Origin of the sequence: Agrobacterium sp. V1, from assembly GCF_030518355.1 — a bacterium.
GTDB lineage: Bacteria > Pseudomonadota > Alphaproteobacteria > Rhizobiales > Rhizobiaceae > Agrobacterium > Agrobacterium cucumeris.
This window is the reverse complement of record NZ_JAULSF010000002.1, coordinates 2,095,142-2,113,289: the sequence shown is the minus strand read 5'-3', so window position 1 is coordinate 2,113,289 and position 18,148 is coordinate 2,095,142. Positions and strand designations below refer to the sequence as shown.

The following is an 18,148-nucleotide window of genomic DNA, read 5'->3' as shown; positions in this document are numbered from 1 at the left end:
GTCAGGCCCCCATCTTCACACGCCAGGAATCGGCAAAGACGCCGATGGCGGCCGGGTCGAAGCGAACACCCGCCTCCGCCGGAATTTCCTCGTCTTCGGCAACGACAATTGCCAGCTTCTGGCCGGCAAACCGGGCGCGGACGATTTTCTGCCGGCCGATATCTTCGACCTTGTCGACGGTGATCGGCATGCCGCCCCGTTCCAGCCGGATGAATTCCGGGCGAACGCCGATCTCAATGCGCTGCGCTCCATCAACCTTCGGTACACCGGCAAGCGGCACACCGAGGTCGCCGATCATAGCGGTTGCGCCGTCTATCCTGGCGGGCAGCACGTTCATGCCAGGCGAGCCGATGAAGTAACCAACAAATGTATGCCCAGGCCGCTCGAAAAGCTCCGCCGGCGTGCCGATCTGGACGATCTGCCCGTCATACATCACCACCACCTTGTCGGCGAAGGTCAGCGCTTCGGTCTGGTCATGCGTCACGTAGACCATGGTGAAACCGGATTGCCGGTGCAGCCGTTTCAGCTGCGAGCGCAGCACCCATTTCATATGCGGATCGATAACCGTCAGCGGCTCGTCGAAGAGGATGGCGTTGACGTCGGAACGCACGAGGCCGCGTGCCAGCGAAATCTTCTGCTTCTGATCTGCCGTCAACCCGCGCGCATGGCGTTTGGCCATGCCGGAAAGATCGGTCATCTCAAGGATGTCCCGCACCCGGCGATCCACTTCTGCTTCCGGCACATGCCGGTTGCGCAGCGGAAAGGCCAGATTGTCGTAGACCGTCATCGTGTCGTAGACGACCGGGAACTGGAATACCTGGGCGATATTGCGGTCTTCGGTGGCAAGATCGGTCACGTCAGTTCCGTCGAAAGCGATACGCCCTTCGGAGGGGCGCAGCAGCCCGGAAATGATGTTGAGCAACGTGGTCTTGCCGCAGCCGGAAGGCCCGAGCAGCGCATAAGCCCCGCCGTCCTCCCATTCGTGATGCACTTCTTTCAGGGCATAATCGCCGGCTGCCTGCGCCTTGGCGTTATAGGCGTGGCGGATGTGATCGAGCGTGATGCGTGCCATGACCGATCTCCCTTTAAGCCGCTTTGCCGATGGCGCGGCCATTCGCGTCAAAGGCCATCAAATGCCGCGTATCAAGAAACAGTTCGATGTCCCTGTCCGGCTCGATATCGTGAATGCCGTGCGCCAGCATGACCCAGCGCCGGCCCGAAAATTCCACATGCACGAAGCTTTCCGATCCGGCGATTTCCGAAATCAGCGTTCGCGCCCGAATGGATTGCCGCGCTTCTCCCTTCGCATAGGGGAAGAGGTGGTGTGGCTGGAAGGCAATGGTGACGGGACCATCCGGCATGCTGGCAAGATGTGCGGGGACTGCCACGACGGCATGGTCCGCACGGGTGAAAGCATTGCCGGCCTTGATGACCTCGATGGTGTTAAGCGGCGGATCTGCGAAGATTTCCGCAGTCACGATATCCACCGGATGCCGGTAAACCTCGATGGTGCGGCTGAACTGCGTCACCCTTCCCTCATTGAGCGTCGCGGTATTGCCACCCAGCAGCAGCGCCTCGGAAGGTTCGGTGGTGGCATAAACGAAGATTGCACCGGATTCCGCGAAAATGCGCGGCAATTCCTCGCGCAACTCCTCGCGCAGCTTGTAATCAAGATTGGCCAACGGCTCATCAAGCAGCACCAGATTGGCGCTCTTGACGATGGCGCGGGCGAGCGCCGTGCGCTGCTGCTGGCCACCGGAAAGATTGAGTGGAGTCCGGTCGAGATAGGGCGTGAGCTTCAGAAGCTCGGCGGCCTTTCTCACCTCCCGATCAATGGTTGCCTGGTCTTTACCGGCGACCCGCATCGGCGAGGCGATGTTTTCGTAGACACTCAGCGCCGGATAATTGATGAACTGCTGATAGACCATGGCGACGTTGCGCTTCTGCACCGGCCAGCCCGTCACGTCCTCACCATTAAAGAAGATCGCGCCGCCGCTCGGCTTGTCCAGCCCGGCCATCAGCCGCATCAGCGTCGTCTTGCCCGAAAGTGTCGGTCCAAGCAGGACGTTCAGGCTTCCGCGCTGCAACGTCAGATCGGTCGGGTGAATATGATATTCACCGCCGGCCATCTTCGAGACGTTTCGCAATTCAAGCATGTTGATCCAAAGCCTCCTCCGCTTTTCGATCGGATCGTCAGATTGCCTTCAAGCGTTCCCCTGCAATGTCTTCGATATAGTCCTCCAGCCCGCGCACCTCTTCAGGAGTGAAAAAAAGCCCCTGCTTGGTGCGGCGCCACAGAATATCCTCCGCCGTCAGCGCCCATTCCCGCGCCATCAGCCAGTGAACCTCGACCTCATAAAGCGTACCGCCGAAATGACGGCCCAGTGCTGCGGCTTCCGTGGCAGAACCGATCATTGCCGTCGCATCCGTTCCGTAGCAGCGGACGAGCCGCCCGGCATGTCGCTCTTCCAGGAAGGGGTAACGCGAACGCAGGGCCGAAACCTCTGCACCGTAAGCCTCTGCACCGAAGTTCCCGCCCGGCAAATGCGAACCCGCCGTCCAGGGCGCACCCTTTTCACCCAGCGCATCGCCGATTTTTTCAAGAGCATGTTCGGCAAGCCGCCGATAAGTGGTGAGCTTGCCGCCGAAAATATTGAGCAAAGGTGCTTCGCCCTCCGCTCCATCAGTTTTCAGCACATAATCGCGGGTCGCTTCCTGCGCTTTCGACGCGCCGTCGTCGAACAGCGGCCGCACGCCGGAATAGGTCCAGACGATATCGTCCTGCGTAACCGGTTCGGCAAAATATTCGCTGGCCGCGCTGCAAAGATAGCTGATTTCCTCCGCGGTGATCTTAACAGCGCGGGGATCGGCGGTATAGTCGCGATCCGTCGTGCCGATCAGCGTGAAGTCCTGTTCGTAAGGGATGGCGAAGATGATCCGCCCGTCTGGATTCTGGAAAAAATAGGCGCGCGGATCGGCAAACTTCTTGCGCACGATGATGTGGCTGCCCTGCACGAGGCGGACATTGTGAACGTTGTTTTTGCCGAATGCCGAAGACAGGACCTTGTCGACCCAGGGGCCGGCGGCATTTACCAGCATGCGTGCCCGGTAGGTCGCGCTTTCCCCGGCTGCGCTCCGGGTTTCAACCCGCCAGAAGGCGCCTTCGCGTCGCGCTGAAACCACCTGCGTGCGGTTGAGGATCAGGGCGCCACGATCAGCGGCATCGCGGGCGTTCAGCACCACAAGCCGGGCATCATCCACCCAGCCGTCAGAATATTCGAAAGCGCGGGCGAAAATCGGCTTCAGCGGTTTTCCGGCGGGATCGCGGCGCAGATCAAGCGAACGGGTGGCAGGCAGAAGCTTGCGGCCGCCGAGGTGATCATAAAGAAAAAGTCCGAGACGCACGAGCCAGGCCGGACGCACGCCACCTTTCTGAAACGGCAGAACGAAACGCATGGGCCAGATGATGTGCGGCGCCATGGCCCACAACACCTCCCGCTCCATCAGCGCTTCGCGCACCAGACGAAACTCATAATGTTCGAGATAACGCAAACCACCATGGATGAGCTTGGTCGCGGCGGACGAGGTGCCTGAGGCAAAATCGTTCATTTCCGCAAGTGCAACGGAATAACCCCTGCCAACGGCATCACGCGCAATGCCGCAGCCATTGATGCCGCCGCCGATCACGAAAATATCGTGGATTGCCTCGTCAGACATGAATTCTCCCGCGCTTTCATCGACGCTCTCCTCATCGATATATTGAAAGCATGGACATCTAATTCGAAGACAAAACGAATGTCAAACGAAATTCCGATGGCGCAGGATCAGGTCTCCCGCGCCTCGGTTTCAATAAGCCGAACGTCATGATCGGCACAGATGGAACGGATCGAATCGACCGGGCAATGGTCGGTAATAAAAGTATGCACCTGCGAAAGATGGCCGATGCGCACCGGGGCCGTCCGCTCGAATTTGAGCGAGTCCGACACCAGAATGACATGGCGGGCATTGGAAATGATCGCCTGCGCGACCTTGACCTCGCGGAAATCGAAATCCAGCAGAGCGCCGTCCTCATCAATGGCCGAAACGCCGATGACGGCAAAATCGACTTTGAACTGGCGGATGAAGTCGACCGCCGCCTCACCGACGATGCCGCCATCGGAACCGCGCACCACGCCGCCGGCAATCACCACTTCAATGCCCGGGAAAACCCGCAACCTGTTGGCAACATTGATATTGTTGGTGATGACCATCAATTCGTGGTGGTCCGCCAAAGCTTCACCCACCGACTCGGTCGTCGTGCCGATGTTGATAAAAAGCGACGAGTTATTGGGAATGAGGGCAGCGGCAGCAGCCCCGATCGCCTGTTTTTCAACAGATGCAATCGCGCGGCGCGCTTCGTATTTGACGTTTTCATTGCCGCTTGGAAAAAGTGCGCCGCCATGGATGCGCGTCAGCACCCTGGTGTCGCAGAGATCGTTCAGGTCCTTGCGAATTGTCTGGGGAGTCACCGAAAAGCGCGCCGCCAGCTCATCGACCAGCACCCGCCCGTTCACTTTCGCCAGCGCAACGATTTCATCCTGACGCGGTGTGAGCAGCATTTCACCCTCCCTCCTCTTTCAATTTTTTCGTTTTATTGAAGAGCGAACGAAAAACCAATGTCAAGGGAAGGTTTGTGGCGGTGCGTTCTACCTGTCTGCGAATATGCCTAAAACACGCAATGGCGTTGCCCACGAACTCACTAGCCGGCTTTCTGAGCCATCCTTGAGGCGACACCCTGCATATCGATACCGGAGAATCCCGAAGACGCGGCACTGAACGCATCGCCGATACCGATCAGGATAGGTTCGTTCACGCCCAGTCTCTCGACTGCCGCAGCCAGTTGCGCGAGCGAACCGCACCAGCGCTGTTCATTTGCCCGGCTGACGGCAATCATCACCGCCACGGGCGTCGAGGCAGGCATGCCGTTAGCGAGCAGGTAAGACTGGATATCAGCTGCAGTGCGGCCGCCCATATAAAAAACAGTGGTCACGGCGGGATTGGAAAGCGATGCCCAATCGATATTCTCCGGTAACTTTCCCTGTCGCGAATGACCGGTGACGAAGCGAACAGACTGCGCATGGTCGCGATGCGTCAGGGAGACGCCGAGGCGGGAGGCCATGGCACTTGCGGCGGTAATGCCCGGCACGACGTCGACCGGGATATTTTCAGCCTCCAGCGCGGCGATCTCCTCGCCGGCGCGCCCGAAAATCATCGGATCGCCGGATTTCAGCCGCACTACCCGTTTGCCGGCCTTGGCGAGGCGGATCATCATGTCATTAATGTCTTCCTGCTTGCAGCTTTCCCGGCCACCGCGCTTGCCGACCAGCATGCGCTTCGCCTCCCGCCGCGCCAGTTCCAGTACCTCCGCTGACACGAGATCATCGAATAAGATGACATCGGCGGCCTGCAGGGCGCGAACCGCTTTCAGTGTCAGAAGCTCAGCGTCACCGGGACCGGCCCCCACGAGCGTTACGCGTCCGTGCCCTGAGCCCGTGCGCGCGTCCTGCATTCCGATATCCGTCAGCAGCCGCTCTTCGCTGCTCTCATCCAGCCTTTCGGTAAAGGCCCGATCGACGAAATTTTCCCAGAAAGATCGCCGTGACGGGCCGGGTGCGAGCCGCAGATTGACGCGATCACGGATCGTCTGGGCAAGTGCGCCCCAATCCTTCAGGGCCAGCGGCAGCAATGTCTCGATGCGCCGGCGGATGGCCTGCGCCAGAATGGGGGCTGCGCCATCGGTGGAAATCGATACCACCACCGGCGAGCGATTGACGATGGAGCCGAACTGGAACTGGCAAAATTCCGGCTTGTCGATGACATTGACGGGAACGCCGGCAGCCCGCGCAGCGGAATAAAAGGCTTTTCCTTCCACATCCGTTTCGCAATCCGCCAGCGCCAGTTCGGCATTGTCGAATATGCCATAATGCCAGGATTGGTCGTGAAAGCTCAAGGCCGGGTTCTTTGCAATAAGGGTCGTGAATGTCTCCGACAAATCTTGCTTGTCGCAATAGACATGCACCGTAGCACCGCAGGCGAGCAGCAGTTCCGCTTTCCAGGCGGCCCCATCCGACCCTCCCGCAAGCACCACACGCTTACCCTCCAGCCCCCAGAAAACTGGTAATTTGGCCAACTTTTCCATGCGCGCCGGTTCATTCCGCTGCGGTTTTAAGGCATCCATCGATGATCCCCCTGATTTCGGCGCGGCACGAGCCGCAATTGGTTCCGGCATTCAACGCCTTGCCGATGGCTTCGACGCTGTGGCAGCCATCGCGGATGGCGGCGGTGATCTGATTGACCCCAACATTAAAGCAGGAGCAGACCGTCGCACCCGGATCGGCCCGCCCGGCACCGGGGCGACCGGCAACCAGCGCAAAGCGCATGCGCAAATCCTCATGGCGCTCGGTCAATTGCGATATCGCCCAGTTGCGGGCGACGGCCACCGGCTGATTGGCGATGAACAGCGCTGCCAAGAGGCTCTCACCATCGAAAAAGGCAAGCCGCAGATTGCCCGTCTGCCGGTCGTTGTAACCAAGCGGCTCGACCCTGACATCGATGCCGAAAACCTGCCGCGCCCAGAGCGTCCAGTCCTGCGGTTCTTCCTCGAAGGCCAGCTCCATGCGATAGCCGCCATCCGCCTTGGCTGTCGCCCAATAGGAGCAATCCGGTGCATCCGGCCGGGTGCGGGAGATGGCGAAGCCATAGGCCTTTGCCGCAAAACGCCTTGCCCTCACCGCCACGTTTTTAGAAGCCGGCTGGCCGGAATGCGGGTCCGTGACCGGCGCAACAACCACATCGATGCGCGCCCGCGAGGCGAACTGGTCGTTCCAGTGCATTGGCGCAAAGACCGATCCACGCGCCTGCCTTTCGCTGACCAGTGCGCGCAGCAGAACCTTGCCGTGCGGGCTTTCCAGTTCCACCAGATCGGCGCTTTCGATGCCCAGCGCCTGCGCATCACGCGGGTGAAGTTCGGCGAAAGGCTCGGCGATATGGGCGGTCAGCCGCGCACTTTTGCCGGTACGGGTCATGGTGTGCCATTGGTCGCGGATGCGGCCGGTATTCAGCGTCAGCGGATAATCGGGCGACGTTCTGCCGGTCTCCGGCAAGGCTGTGGCGATGAACCGCGCCTTGCCATCGGCATGGTAAAAACGACCATCCGCGAAAAAGCGCGTTTCGGCATTGCCACCGGTTACGGTTTTCGGCCATTGAAAGGGTGGCATCTCTCCATAGGAATCCGGCTCGATCCCACTAATATCAAAATCCCGGCTGCCCGCATTCTCAAAGCCGGAAAGGGCCGCGTGTTCGGCAAAAATCTCCGATGGCTGGCGATAAGCGAAAGCAGCGTCGAAACCCATGCGCCGGCCCACTTCCGCCATTTGCCACCAATCGGCCTTGGCTTCGCCGGGCACAGGGAGAAAACCGCGCTGACGGGAAATGCGCCGTTCGGAATTGGTAACCGTGCCGTCCTTTTCGCCCCAGCCGAGTGAAGGCAAAAGCACATGGGCATGACGGGCCGTATCGGTATTGGCCATGACATCGGACACCACGACGAAAGGACAGGCCTTGATCGCGGCTTCGACGGCACCGGCATCCGGCATCGAGACGACGGGGTTGGTGGCCATGATCCACAATGCCTTAATGCGGCCGTCGGCCACGGCCCGGAACATGTCCACCGCCTTTAGCCCGGGCTTTTGCGCAATGGCGGGCGAGGCCCAGAAACGTTGCACCCGGTCGCGGTCCTCAGCGCTTTCGAGGGCCATATGGGCGGCCAGCATGTTGGCGAGCCCGCCGACCTCGCGCCCGCCCATGGCGTTCGGCTGGCCGGTCAGCGAAAACGGCCCCATGCCCGGCCTGCCGATACGGCCGGTTGCGAGGTGGCAGTTGATGATCGCATTGACTTTGTCTGTGCCGCTTTGCGACTGGTTGACGCCCTGGCTGTAACAGGTGACGGTTTTTTCCGTGCGTTCGAACAATTCGTAAAAGGAAATCAGTTCGGCGATGGTCAGGCCGGTGGCTTCGGCGATCCCCGGCAGGCTATGCTCGCTTGCGACCTGCATGGCGGCGTCGAAACCGGCCGTGTGGTTTTGCACGTAAGCACTATCGATCACGGAACTGCCGGAAAGATGCGCCAAAAGACCGGTAAACAGCGCCACATCTCCATCCGGGCAGATGGCGAGGTGCATATCGGCAATATCGGCGCTCATCGTCCGGCGCGGATCGATGACCACGACCTTCATTTCCGGCCGTGCGGTCTTTGCCGCCGCCAGCCTTTGGTAGAGAACCGGATGACACCATGCGAGGTTGGAACCGGTGAGGATCACCAGATCGGCAAGCTCCATATCCTCATAGGTGCCCGGCACCGTATCGGCTCCGAAGGCGCGGCGATGGCCGGCGACCGAAGACGACATGCAAAGCCTTGAATTGGTATCGATATTGGCCGAGCCGATGAACCCCTTCATCAGCTTGTTGGCGAGATAATAATCCTCCGTCAGCAATTGGCCGGAGACGTAAAAGGCAACCGAATCCGGGCCGTGTTCGGCGATGGTTTCGGAGAAGCGGGAGGCGACGAGGTCAAGTGCTTCGTCCCATGCAACTTGCCTGCCGGCAATTTCAGGATAGAGAAGACGTCCTTCGAGGTCTATGGTTTCGGCGAGAGCCGAACCCTTGGAGCATAGCCGACCGAAATTGGCAGGATGGTCCTGATCGCCCTTGACGGACACGACGCCGGTGTCGCTGACGGTGGCGATGACGCCGCAGCCGACACCGCAATAAGGACAGGTGGTTTTTGTTTCAACGGGCATGGGTTTGCCCTCTCGGTGAGCGGCGTTTACCCCCCTCTGTCCTGCCGGACATCTCCCCCTCAAGGGGGGAGATCAATTGCGGTGCCGGCTTTATTTCAAAACTTGAGTCGCCGACAACAGAGATGAGGCTGGAAGCACGCCGCTTGTCAATCTCCCCCCTTGAGGGGGAGATGCCCGGCAGGACAGAGAGGGGTAACGCCACCGCCATCGCCATTCACTCCGCCGCAATCATCAGCGTTTCGAACGCTATCGAAAGCCGCCCATCCAGATTACGCACCGGAATAGTCCGCACCTCGCCCTCATCCGCCCCCAGCGCCTTGCCGGTTTCCAGCGAAATGACCCAATTGTGCAAGGGACACGTCACCGAAGCCCCATGCACGATGCCCTGGCTCAGCGGCCCGCCCTTGTGCGGGCAATGGTCCTCAATGGCGAAGACCTGATTTTCCGCCGTGCGAAACACCGCGATTTTGCCCATCGGCGTTTTCACGCAGCGCGCGCCACGCAATGGAATGTCGGAGATGTCACCAATGTCGATCCAGTTGCTGTCCATCGTTCTCACTCCGCTGCCTGGTTGAAACCGATTGCCGCCATGGGCCTGAACTCATGCTTGTCGTGACCGGACACACGTTCCGACCAGGGATCGACCTGCGCGAATTTCTGGCTGAAGACGAAGCGATCGAAATAGGCCCGGCGCTTTTCGGCGTCGTCCATGATCTGGCGGCGAACCTCGTCGTAACCGATGCGCTTGGCCCATTTATAGATGCGCTCGAGATAGCGCGCCTGTTCACGATACATCTGGGTCAGCGCCACGATATGCTCCAGCGCGTCGTCTTCATTGTGGACGAGCCCCAGAATTTCAGTGCCCTTGATATCGAGACCGGCGGCACCGGCGAAATGGATCTCGAAACCGGAATCGACGCAGATGACGCCGATATCCTTGCAGGTGGCCTCGGCGCAGTTGCGCGGACAGCCGGAAACGGCAAGCTTCAGCTTGGCAGGCGTCCACGAACCCCACATGAATTTTTCAATGCGGATGCCGAAGCCGGTGGAATCCTGCGTGCCGAAGCGGCACCATTGCTGGCCCACACAGGTCTTTACCGTGCGCAACCCCTTGGCGTAGGCCTGACCGGAGATGAAACCCGCCTTGCCGAGATCGGACCACACCGCCGGCAGATCCTCCTTCTCGATACCGAGAAGATCGATACGCTGGCCGCCCGTCACCTTCACCATGGGTATGTCGAACTTGTCGACCACATCCGCAATCGCTCTCAACTCCGAGGAAGAGGTGACACCTCCCCACATGCGTGGCACAACGGAATAGGTGCCGTCCTTCTGGATGTTGGCGTGGACACGCTCGTTGATATAACGAGACTGATAATCGTCGGCATATTCATCCGGAAAATCGCAGACGAGATAATAATTGAGCGCCGGCCGGCATTTGGCGCAGCCGCAGGAGGTTTTCCATTCCAGTTCCTGCATCACGGCCGGGATGGTCTTCAGGCCCTTGGCCTTGATGAGACGGCGCACATCGTCATGGCCGAGATCGGTGCATTTGCACATCGGCTGCACGGCAGCGGGATTGTAGCTGTCGCCGAGCGTTATCGTCATCAGCTGCTCGACAAGGCCGGTGCAATTGCCGCAGGAGGCTGATGCCTTGGTGTGGGCGCGTACATCGTCCAGCGACGTCAGCCCCTTGGAGGTGATGGTCGAGGTAATCTTACCCTTGCAAACGCCGTTGCAGCCGCAGATTTCCGCATCATCCGGCAAGGCTGCAACGGCCGCCATAGGGTCCAGCGGCGACCCTCCCTGATAGGCCTGGCCGAAGATCAGGGTTTCACGCATAGCGGAGATATCGGTCGATTTTTTCATCAGGTCGAAGAACCACGACCCATCACCCGTCTCGCCGTATAGCACTGCACCGATGATGCGATTTTCCTTGAGGATCAGGCGCTTGTAGACACCGGCCGTGGCATCACGCAGCACAATTTCCTCGCGGTCGTCACCTTCAGCAAAATCACCGGCGGAAAACAGGTTGATACCGGTGACCTTCAGCTTGGTATTGGTGACCGAGCCGTGATATTCGGCCGAACCGCCACACAGCCGGTCGGCCAGCACGCGGGCCGATTCATAAAGCGGCGCAACGAGGCCGTAACACATGCCGCGATGTTCGGCGCATTCGCCGAGCGCATAGATCGAGGCATCCGACGTCATCATGCCGTCATCCACGACGATGCCGCGATTGACGGCTATACCGGCCTCCTTGGCGAGACCCGAAGCGGGACGGATACCAACCGCCATCACCACCATGTCGCCCTTGATGACACGGCCGTCTTCCAGCTCGATGCCTTCAACCTTATCCTCGCCGAGAATGCATTTGGTATTGGCCTTGGTGATGATGTCGATACCGCGCTCATTGAGCGCCTTTTCCAGGAGATAGGCCGCTGCCGGATCGAGCTGACGCTCCATGATCGTCGGCATCAGGTGGATGACGGTGACATCCATGCCCTGCCGCTTCAGGCCATAAGCCGCTTCAAGCCCCAGAAGCCCAGCGCCGATGACGATGGCGCGGCCCTTGCCCTCGGCAATCTCCAGCATCTTCGTCACATCATCGAGATCGCGATAGGCGAGCACCCCCGGCAATTGATGGCCGGGAACGGGAATGATGAAGGGCAGGGAGCCCGTGGCGATCACCAGCTTGTCGTAGGAAGCCGTGATGCCGTTTTCGCTGGTCACGGTTTTCTTGTCCCGGTCGATGCCGGTGACTTTCGCGCCCTTGTGCAGCGTCACGTTATTGGCGGCGTACCATTCGTCATTATGGATGACGATATCCTCATAGCTCTTTTCGCCTGAGAGCACCGGCGAGAGCATGATGCGGTCGTAATTGACGCGCGGCTCGGCGTTGAAGATCGTGACGTCATAAAGGCCGGGGGCGGTTTCGAAAAGGTTTTCCAGCATGCGCCCCGGCGCCATGCCATTGCCGATGATGACGAGTTTTTGCGTCATGGTCGTTACTCCGCGGCTTCGACAAAGCGGTGACGTTCGTAAAGGAACTTCAGCACGGCTTCGCGGCATTTGAGATAGGTCTTGTCGGATGCAAGCTCGATGCGGTGGCGCGGGCGTGCCAGCGGCACATCAAGCACTTCGCCGATATGGGCGGCGGGACCGTTGGTCATCATCACGATGCGGTCCGAAAGCAGCACCGCCTCATCGACATCATGGGTGATCATGACCATGGTATTTCCAAGCCGGGCATGGATTTCCATCACCGCGTCCTGAAGGTGGGCGCGGGTCAGCGCATCCAGTGCACCGAAAGGCTCGTCCAGCAGCAGGATCTTCGGCTCCATGGCGAGCGCGCGGGCGATGCCGACGCGCTGCTTCATGCCACCGGAAATTTCCGAAGGCTTCTTGTCCTTGGCATGCCCCATCTGCACGAGATCGAGATTGCGCATGACCCAGTCATGCCGCTCGGCCCGGGTTTTTGTTCTGCTGAACACTTTCTCCACGGCGAGATTGACGTTTTCATAAACCGAAAGCCAGGGCAGCAGGCTGTGGTTTTGAAACACCACGGCACGTTCCGGGCCGGGTTCGTTGACTTCGCGGTTTTCAAGAAGGACCGCCCCGGCGGAAACTTTCGTCAGCCCGGCGATGAGGTTGAGCATGGTGGACTTGCCGCAGCCGGAATGGCCGATGACGGAGACGAATTCACCTTTTTCGATAGTGAGGTTGACGCCTTTCAACACCTCGGCACGCGAGCCGCCCTTGTCGAAATATTTGTCGATGTGATCGAGCTTCAGGTAAGCGTTCATGATTTTTGGCCCTCTCAATTCGCCGCAGCGCCACGGGTGATGACTTTGCCGAGCGCCGCCACCAGCTTGTCGAGCATGAAGCCCACGACACCGATGTAGGCGAGTGCCACGATGATGTCGGGCAGGCGCGAGGAGTTCCACGCATCCCAGATGAAGAAACCGATGCCGACGCCGCCGGTCAGCATTTCAGCGGCGACGATGGCGAGCCACGACAGGCCGATGCCGATGCGCAGGCCGGTGAAGATGTAGGGCGCTGCCGATGGCAGCATGATCTTGAAGAAGAATTCGAGCTGGTTGAGCCGCAGCACCTGCGCGACGTTGCGGTAATCCTGCGGAATGTTGCGCACGCCGACCGCCGTATTGATGATGACCGGCCAGATGGAGGTGATGAAGATCACGAAGATGGCCGACGGGTTGCTGTCCTGAAAAGCGGCCAGCGAAAGCGGTAGCCAGGCAAGCGGCGGCACGGTGCGCAGCACCTGAAAGATCGGGTCGAGGCCGCGCATCGCCCAGACCGACTGGCCGATCACGGCACCCATGATGATGCCCGCGATGGCGGCAAGGCCGAAACCGTAAGCAACCCGCTCCAGCGAGACCAGCACGCGCAGCCCAAGGCCGATATCCTGCGAACCATTATGGAAAAACGGCGATACGATGAGATCGTAGCTTTCCTCGAAGACCTGGCTCGGCGGCGGCAGCGATGAGCCGGGGGCGGAACAGAGCAGCTGCCAGACACCGAGCAGAACAGCGAGGACGACAAGCGGCGGTATGGTGTTGCGGGCCGCTGCCGCACCCCATTTGCGCAGATCGATCCGCGACAGGTGTTTGGGCGAAAGCGCTACGACATTTGCCTTTTGCGCTGCCGGCTGCTGAGGCTCTTCGTTGTATTTTCGGGCCAATGCGGACATGGGCGTTTCCTCTTGATTTCGATTGCAGTTGGGTCTCGCCCCTCACCCGGTCTTCAGTCTCAGCCGGTGAACGGCGGCAACTGGCGGATGAAGGGCGAAACCCGGTCTCCTCCTCAGGAGGCCGCCTTGATGGAAAGACTTTCGAGATAAGCGGACGGATTTTCCGGGTCGAAGACCTTGCCGTCGAAGAAGGTTTCCTTGCCGCGCGAGGTGGAAGCAGGAAGATCGGTTACGCCGAGATCCTTGGCCGCAGCACGCCAGATATCCTCGCGGTTGACCTTCGCAACCAGCGCCTTCACGTCGGTATCGGGCGCAAATTTGCCCCAGCGGATATTTTCCGTGATGAACCAGCTGTCATGGCTGTGGAAGGGATAGGAGGCGTGGTCCTGCCAGAACTTCATCTGCAGGCCGGTGTTTTCGAGCACACGGCCGTTACCGTAATTGATATTGCCCTTGAGACGGCCGAGAACATCCTTCGGCGGCACGTTGAACCATTGGCGCTTGCCGAGGATGGTGGACATCTCTTCCTTGTTGGCCATCTCGTCGCACCATTGCTGCGCTTCCATCACAGCCATCAGCAGTGCCTTGGTGGCGTTGGGGTTCTTTTCCACCCAGTCGGCGCGCATGCCGAGCGCCTTTTCCGGATGACCCTTCCAGAGTTCGCCGGTGGTACAGGCGGTGAAACCGATGCCCTGATTGACGAGCTGCTCATTCCACGGCTCGCCCACACAGAAGACGTCCATGTTGCCGACCTTCATATTGGCGACCATCTGCGGCGGCGGAACGACGATGGTGGAGACGTCCTTGTCCGGGTCGATGCCGCCGGCAGCGAGCCAGTAGCGAATCCAGAGATCATGCGTGCCGCCGGGGAAGGTCATCGCCGCCTTGATTTCCTTGCCTTCAGCCTTCTTTTTCTCGAAAGCCGCCCTCAGCTTCGAAGCATCCAGCTGAACGCCGGTATCTGCATATTCCCTGGCGACGGAAATGCCCTGGCTGTCGAGGTTGAGGCGGGCGATGAGCGCCATCGGCACCGGCACGTTATTCTGGGTCACCTTGCCGGTATGCATGAGATAGGGCATCGGGGTCAGAATATGCGCGCCATCGATGCCATTCGAGGCGCCGCCCAGCACGAGATTGTCGCGTGTTGCACCCCAGGAGGCCTGCTTTAGAACTTCGACATCAGGCATGCCATGCTTGGCGAACAGCCCCTTTTCGGCCGCGATGACGAGCGGCGCGGCATCTGTCAGCGCGATAAAGCCGATTTTCGCGCCTTTCACCTCGGGTTCTGCGGTGGCGGCGAAAGCGCCAGACGGAAAGGCATTGCGCACGGCGGTGACAAGGGCTGCGGTGGCAGTCGTCTTCAATATCGTGCGGCGGCTGACAGCACCCGAGAATATCTTTTTCATTCGCATGTTCCCCTTATTGAGCCACCTTTGCCGGTGGCGTTTTCGCTTGCGAAAAAAGCCTGAAAATAAAAAAACGCCGCTCGGTGTCTGCGCCTGCGGAACGGGAGGTGTTCCGGGCAGCAAAACCTTGCGACGTCTATGTCTTTGAAAGCGCCTATGCCGCGCCTTGCCTGCCCCGATCGCCGTTGACCGGTGCAAACAGGAAGAAGCAAGAGGCGTGCCAGTTTATGAAAAACGAACTATCACACTGAAATTAATCGGTAATTTTTATATTTTTGCGATGTGATTAAATTTTAATCAGTGTATTTTTTGTCTTCTGTTTGTGCAAAGCAAAAAATTCCGCGCTTGAAATTTGCGCAGCCTGCAAGGCGAAACGTCAGTCACGCCTCTCCGGAAGACGGGGAAAATGGCGCGGATGTCCGCACCGTAAAGCCGCTCACATAGCCTTCAATGTCAGCGGGATCGAACACGAAACCATCCACGAAACGGTCGCCCTCTTGCCTCCCTTCGATACGGATATCGGCATCGTCAGGTGCATTGGTCTCTCCCAGCGCCGCCCGATAAATATCCGGCCGATAGGCGGAAAGTGCTGCTTCCACGCCCGCTTGCGAAAACTCTGCTTGGCCCCAGCGGATCATCTGGCTGTAAATCCACAATGCCTGGCTTTGGCGCGGATAATTGGCATGGCCTCTGTGGAAAAGGAAATAATTGTCGATCACCCGGCGATTGCCCTGGCTGTCGATGCTGAATTCACCTGACAGCACCCGGCGGATGATGCCTTCAGGCGCGCCAATGTAGCGAGGGTCGGCAAGAGCCGTGCTCAGATCGTCGTGATTTTCCGCAACGTCGCACCAGCGAGCGGCCGCATCCAGCGCCGTCAGCAGCCGGCCGACCGTCTCTTGCTGGCTTTCCGCCCATTCGGGCCGCATACCGATCACCTTTTCCGGCGCGGACGGCCACAGGTCCTGCTTGGCCGCAACGATCCTGCCGACGCCGCGCTCGGCGGCGACGATGTTCCAGGGCGCTCCGACGCAGAAGCCATCAATGGCGCCCGCCTCCAGTGCATCCGACGTCAAGGGCGGCGGCACCACCACCAGCTTGACATCGTGATCGGGGTGAATGCCGCCGGCTGCGAGCCAGTAGCGAAATTCGTAATTATGCGAGGAGAACGGATAGGTCATGCCAAGCGTCGGCGGCGCTTCGCCACGCGCCCGCATATCATCGAGCACCCGCTTCAAGGCCTTGGCGTTTTCAAGCGCTCCTGCCGTTTCAGACAGCCCCGTCAATGCCTTCATCCGCCCAAACAGCCGGGTCGAAAGCGTGATCGCATTGCCACCGCGCCCGAGCGAAAAAGGCGTGATCGTCGGTAACGGATTGGAACCGAGGCCGAGCATCGAGGCAACGGGCATGGGAGACAGCATATGGGCGATATCGAATTGTCGAAACGCCAGCCGGTCGCGCACATTCGCCCAGGACACGTCCTTGACGAGATCGAGTGACAAGCCTTCGCGCTCGGCAAATCCGAATTCGGCCGCCGCAACCAGAACGGAGGCGTCGACAAGCGGAATAAAACCCGCACGCAGAATTTTCTGCCGGTCACTGCTCACAATTGCCGGCGCGCCAGTCTCTACGCTATCCGATCCGGCCAATTTTCCCGGTGCCGCCATGTCATTCACTCCACACTGTCCGGCTGGTCTTTGTCACATCAATAGACCGGCCGCGGTGACCACGCTTTGCGCGATCTCGGAAATTTTCTTTTTCTCGTTCATTGCCGTTTGCCGCAAAAGCGCAAAGGCCTCCTCTTCGGAAAGGCCACGCATCTTCATCAGGATGCCCTTGGCGCGCTCGATGACCTTGCGTTCCTCCAGCGCCGATTTCGCCTCGGCAAGTTCCCGCTGCAGGCGGCTGAATGCATTAAAGCGGCTGACCGCCATATCGAGAATGGGTTTGACCCGCTCCTTCTTCAGCCCATCCACCACATAGGCGGAAACACCCGCCTCGACGGCCGCCTCGATAGACGCCGTGTCGGAACGATCGACGAACATGGCGATCGGCCGGCCGACTGTGCGGGTAAGCTGGAACAAATGCTCCATCATGTCGCGGTTGGGATTTTCAAGATCGATGAAGATGACATCGGGCTGCAGCATCTCGATGGTGCGCGCCACACCGTTCACTTCGTGGATAACGGTGACGCGATGATAGCCGGCCTCGCGCAGCCCCTCCTCGATGATGGAGGCGCGGATCGCGTTTTCGTCTATGACAAGAATGGTAAGGTCGCGAAGCGTCATGTCAGCATTGATGACGCAGTGCAGCAAACTTGGCAATCGGCTGCCGACGCAAAAATGAATGGAGGGACAAGGGGCTTTCTCTCCCTGCCGCCTGCCCTGTCAGGATGCGTGTTCGACGGCGCGTTCAAGCGCCTTCAAAACCGTGCGCTCGGAGAGATTGAGATAAATTTCCATCTCGTTGCCAGCCTCGGCCGCTTTGCCCTCTTCCATGAGCGATAGAATCTTGCTGTTCATGTCCACAAAGGGCGAATGAAGCTGCTCGGGATCTTTCAGCAGGCCGAAACAAAGCCTGAGCTCAGCAGCGATACGCTCGTAAAAATCGCTGAGGCGGGCGCTGTCCAGGAGATCGACCACCGCGGCGTGAAACTTCATGTTGGCACTGCCCACGCCCAGCCAGTCAGCCGTTTCACGCTTCACCTTGGCATCTTCGACCGCTGCGCGCATGGTCCGGATGGCCGGGTGCTTGTGCCAGGCCTGGCGCAGCGCGCCGCATTCCACCATGCGCCGCACACGGTAGATATCGATCACCGAAGCCATGGTGGGAACGGCAACGAACACGCCGCGATTGGCCTCGTGGCGCAACAACCCGTCCTTTGTCAGAAGCCGGAAGGCTTCTCGCAACGAATTGCGGGAGACATCGAAACGTTCACTGAAGGCTGCCTCTGAAAGGCGTTGCCCCGGCATCAGCTCGCCCGAAATCAGCAGGGTACGGATACCCTTGGCCAATCGGTCCGCAAGCGGCAGAGCCTCTATCGTTTCCGTCATGGCGCTCCTTTCCTAAGAGCAATGCGGCATCGGGAATTCCGTGACAGGCATGTTCGGACACGGCATGTTCTGCCCATAGCACAAAGCATTAGCAAAGCACGAAAAAAACGTGATTAAATCGCGGTCATTGCGTCCAAC

14 protein-coding genes are annotated in these 18,148 nt (G+C 59.5%); all 14 read right to left on the bottom strand.

The annotated features are described in order from the left end of the window. Nucleotide 1: 1 nt before the first annotated feature. Complete coding sequence (locus QSV77_RS23420; protein ID WP_142841719.1) at nucleotides 2-1,072, bottom strand: ABC transporter ATP-binding protein; 1,071 nt, start codon at nucleotides 1,070-1,072, stop codon at nucleotides 2-4. 13 nt (nucleotides 1,073-1,085) lie between these two features. Then, a complete protein-coding gene (locus tag QSV77_RS23415) occupies nucleotides 1,086-2,156 on the bottom strand; it encodes an ABC transporter ATP-binding protein (RefSeq protein ID WP_302735240.1) in 1,071 nt (356 codons plus the stop codon). A 37-nt stretch (nucleotides 2,157-2,193) separates the two neighbouring features. Next, nucleotides 2,194-3,717 (bottom strand): glycerol-3-phosphate dehydrogenase, encoded by a 1,524-nt coding sequence (glpD, locus tag QSV77_RS23410; protein ID WP_302735239.1) that lies wholly within the window; start codon nucleotides 3,715-3,717, stop codon nucleotides 2,194-2,196. Nucleotides 3,718-3,824: 107 nt separating this feature from the next. Further along, nucleotides 3,825-4,598, bottom strand: coding sequence for a DeoR/GlpR family DNA-binding transcription regulator (locus QSV77_RS23405; protein ID WP_302735238.1), 774 nt, complete (start codon nucleotides 4,596-4,598; stop codon nucleotides 3,825-3,827). A 140-nt stretch (nucleotides 4,599-4,738) separates the two neighbouring features. Next, nucleotides 4,739-6,217 (bottom strand): siroheme synthase CysG, encoded by a 1,479-nt coding sequence (gene cysG, locus QSV77_RS23400; protein ID WP_302735237.1) that lies wholly within the window; start codon nucleotides 6,215-6,217, stop codon nucleotides 4,739-4,741. After that, entirely contained in the window at nucleotides 6,189-8,837 is a 2,649-nt protein-coding gene (locus QSV77_RS23395; protein ID WP_302735236.1) for a nitrate reductase, read from the bottom strand. The genes cysG and QSV77_RS23395 overlap by 29 nt, the downstream gene beginning before the upstream one ends. Before the next feature lie 214 nt (nucleotides 8,838-9,051). Continuing rightward, nucleotides 9,052-9,387, bottom strand: coding sequence for a nitrite reductase small subunit NirD (gene nirD, locus QSV77_RS23390; RefSeq protein WP_142841724.1), 336 nt, complete (start codon nucleotides 9,385-9,387; stop codon nucleotides 9,052-9,054). Between the two features lie 5 nt (nucleotides 9,388-9,392). Beyond that, nucleotides 9,393-11,840 carry a nitrite reductase large subunit NirB gene (gene nirB / locus QSV77_RS23385; protein WP_269698887.1) on the bottom strand — a complete coding sequence of 816 codons (2,448 nt, stop codon included), beginning with the start codon at nucleotides 11,838-11,840 and terminating at the stop codon, nucleotides 9,393-9,395. Between the two features lie 5 nt (nucleotides 11,841-11,845). Then, nucleotides 11,846-12,643 (bottom strand): ABC transporter ATP-binding protein, encoded by a 798-nt coding sequence (locus QSV77_RS23380; protein ID WP_302735235.1) that lies wholly within the window; start codon nucleotides 12,641-12,643, stop codon nucleotides 11,846-11,848. Between the two features lie 14 nt (nucleotides 12,644-12,657). Then, nucleotides 12,658-13,551, bottom strand: coding sequence for a nitrate ABC transporter permease (ntrB, locus tag QSV77_RS23375; protein ID WP_302735234.1), 894 nt, complete (start codon nucleotides 13,549-13,551; stop codon nucleotides 12,658-12,660). A 113-nt stretch (nucleotides 13,552-13,664) separates the two neighbouring features. Further along, on the bottom strand, nucleotides 13,665-14,957 hold the full coding sequence (locus tag QSV77_RS23370; protein ID WP_302735233.1) for a CmpA/NrtA family ABC transporter substrate-binding protein: 1,293 nt from the start codon (nucleotides 14,955-14,957) through the stop codon (nucleotides 13,665-13,667). A 380-nt stretch (nucleotides 14,958-15,337) separates the two neighbouring features. Continuing rightward, a complete protein-coding gene (locus QSV77_RS23365; protein ID WP_302735232.1) occupies nucleotides 15,338-16,624 on the bottom strand; it encodes a CmpA/NrtA family ABC transporter substrate-binding protein in 1,287 nt (428 codons plus the stop codon). A 33-nt stretch (nucleotides 16,625-16,657) separates the two neighbouring features. Next, the gene (locus tag QSV77_RS23360; protein ID WP_271362044.1) at nucleotides 16,658-17,245 is read right to left on the bottom strand and encodes an ANTAR domain-containing response regulator; all 588 of its coding nucleotides are present in this window, start codon (nucleotides 17,243-17,245) and stop codon (nucleotides 16,658-16,660) included. A 99-nt stretch (nucleotides 17,246-17,344) separates the two neighbouring features. Further along, nucleotides 17,345-18,010 (bottom strand): GntR family transcriptional regulator, encoded by a 666-nt coding sequence (locus QSV77_RS23355; protein WP_142841730.1) that lies wholly within the window; start codon nucleotides 18,008-18,010, stop codon nucleotides 17,345-17,347. Between the last annotated feature and the right edge of the window lie 138 nt (nucleotides 18,011-18,148).

What these genes read in the sequence shown, in the direction of transcription:
- glpD (WP_302735239.1), bottom strand. Translation starts at nt 3,717, where the DNA reads ATGTCTGACGAGGCAATCCACGATATTTTCGTGATCGGCGGCGGCATC.
- QSV77_RS23355 (WP_142841730.1), bottom strand. Translation starts at nt 18,010, where the DNA reads ATGACGGAAACGATAGAGGCTCTGCCGCTTGCGGACCGATTGGCCAAG.
- QSV77_RS23380 (WP_302735235.1), bottom strand. Translation starts at nt 12,643, where the DNA reads ATGAACGCTTACCTGAAGCTCGATCACATCGACAAATATTTCGACAAG.
- nirD (WP_142841724.1), bottom strand. Translation starts at nt 9,387, where the DNA reads ATGGACAGCAACTGGATCGACATTGGTGACATCTCCGACATTCCATTG.
- QSV77_RS23370 (WP_302735233.1), bottom strand. Translation starts at nt 14,957, where the DNA reads ATGAAAAAGATATTCTCGGGTGCTGTCAGCCGCCGCACGATATTGAAG.
- nirB (WP_269698887.1), bottom strand. Translation starts at nt 11,840, where the DNA reads ATGACGCAAAAACTCGTCATCATCGGCAATGGCATGGCGCCGGGGCGC.
- cysG (WP_302735237.1), bottom strand. Translation starts at nt 6,217, where the DNA reads ATGGATGCCTTAAAACCGCAGCGGAATGAACCGGCGCGCATGGAAAAG.
- QSV77_RS23420 (WP_142841719.1), bottom strand. Translation starts at nt 1,072, where the DNA reads ATGGCACGCATCACGCTCGATCACATCCGCCACGCCTATAACGCCAAG.
- QSV77_RS23415 (WP_302735240.1), bottom strand. Translation starts at nt 2,156, where the DNA reads ATGCTTGAATTGCGAAACGTCTCGAAGATGGCCGGCGGTGAATATCAT.
- ntrB (WP_302735234.1), bottom strand. Translation starts at nt 13,551, where the DNA reads ATGTCCGCATTGGCCCGAAAATACAACGAAGAGCCTCAGCAGCCGGCA.
- QSV77_RS23365 (WP_302735232.1), bottom strand. Translation starts at nt 16,624, where the DNA reads ATGGCGGCACCGGGAAAATTGGCCGGATCGGATAGCGTAGAGACTGGC.
- QSV77_RS23395 (WP_302735236.1), bottom strand. Translation starts at nt 8,837, where the DNA reads ATGCCCGTTGAAACAAAAACCACCTGTCCTTATTGCGGTGTCGGCTGC.
- QSV77_RS23405 (WP_302735238.1), bottom strand. Translation starts at nt 4,598, where the DNA reads ATGCTGCTCACACCGCGTCAGGATGAAATCGTTGCGCTGGCGAAAGTG.
- QSV77_RS23360 (WP_271362044.1), bottom strand. Translation starts at nt 17,245, where the DNA reads ATGACGCTTCGCGACCTTACCATTCTTGTCATAGACGAAAACGCGATC.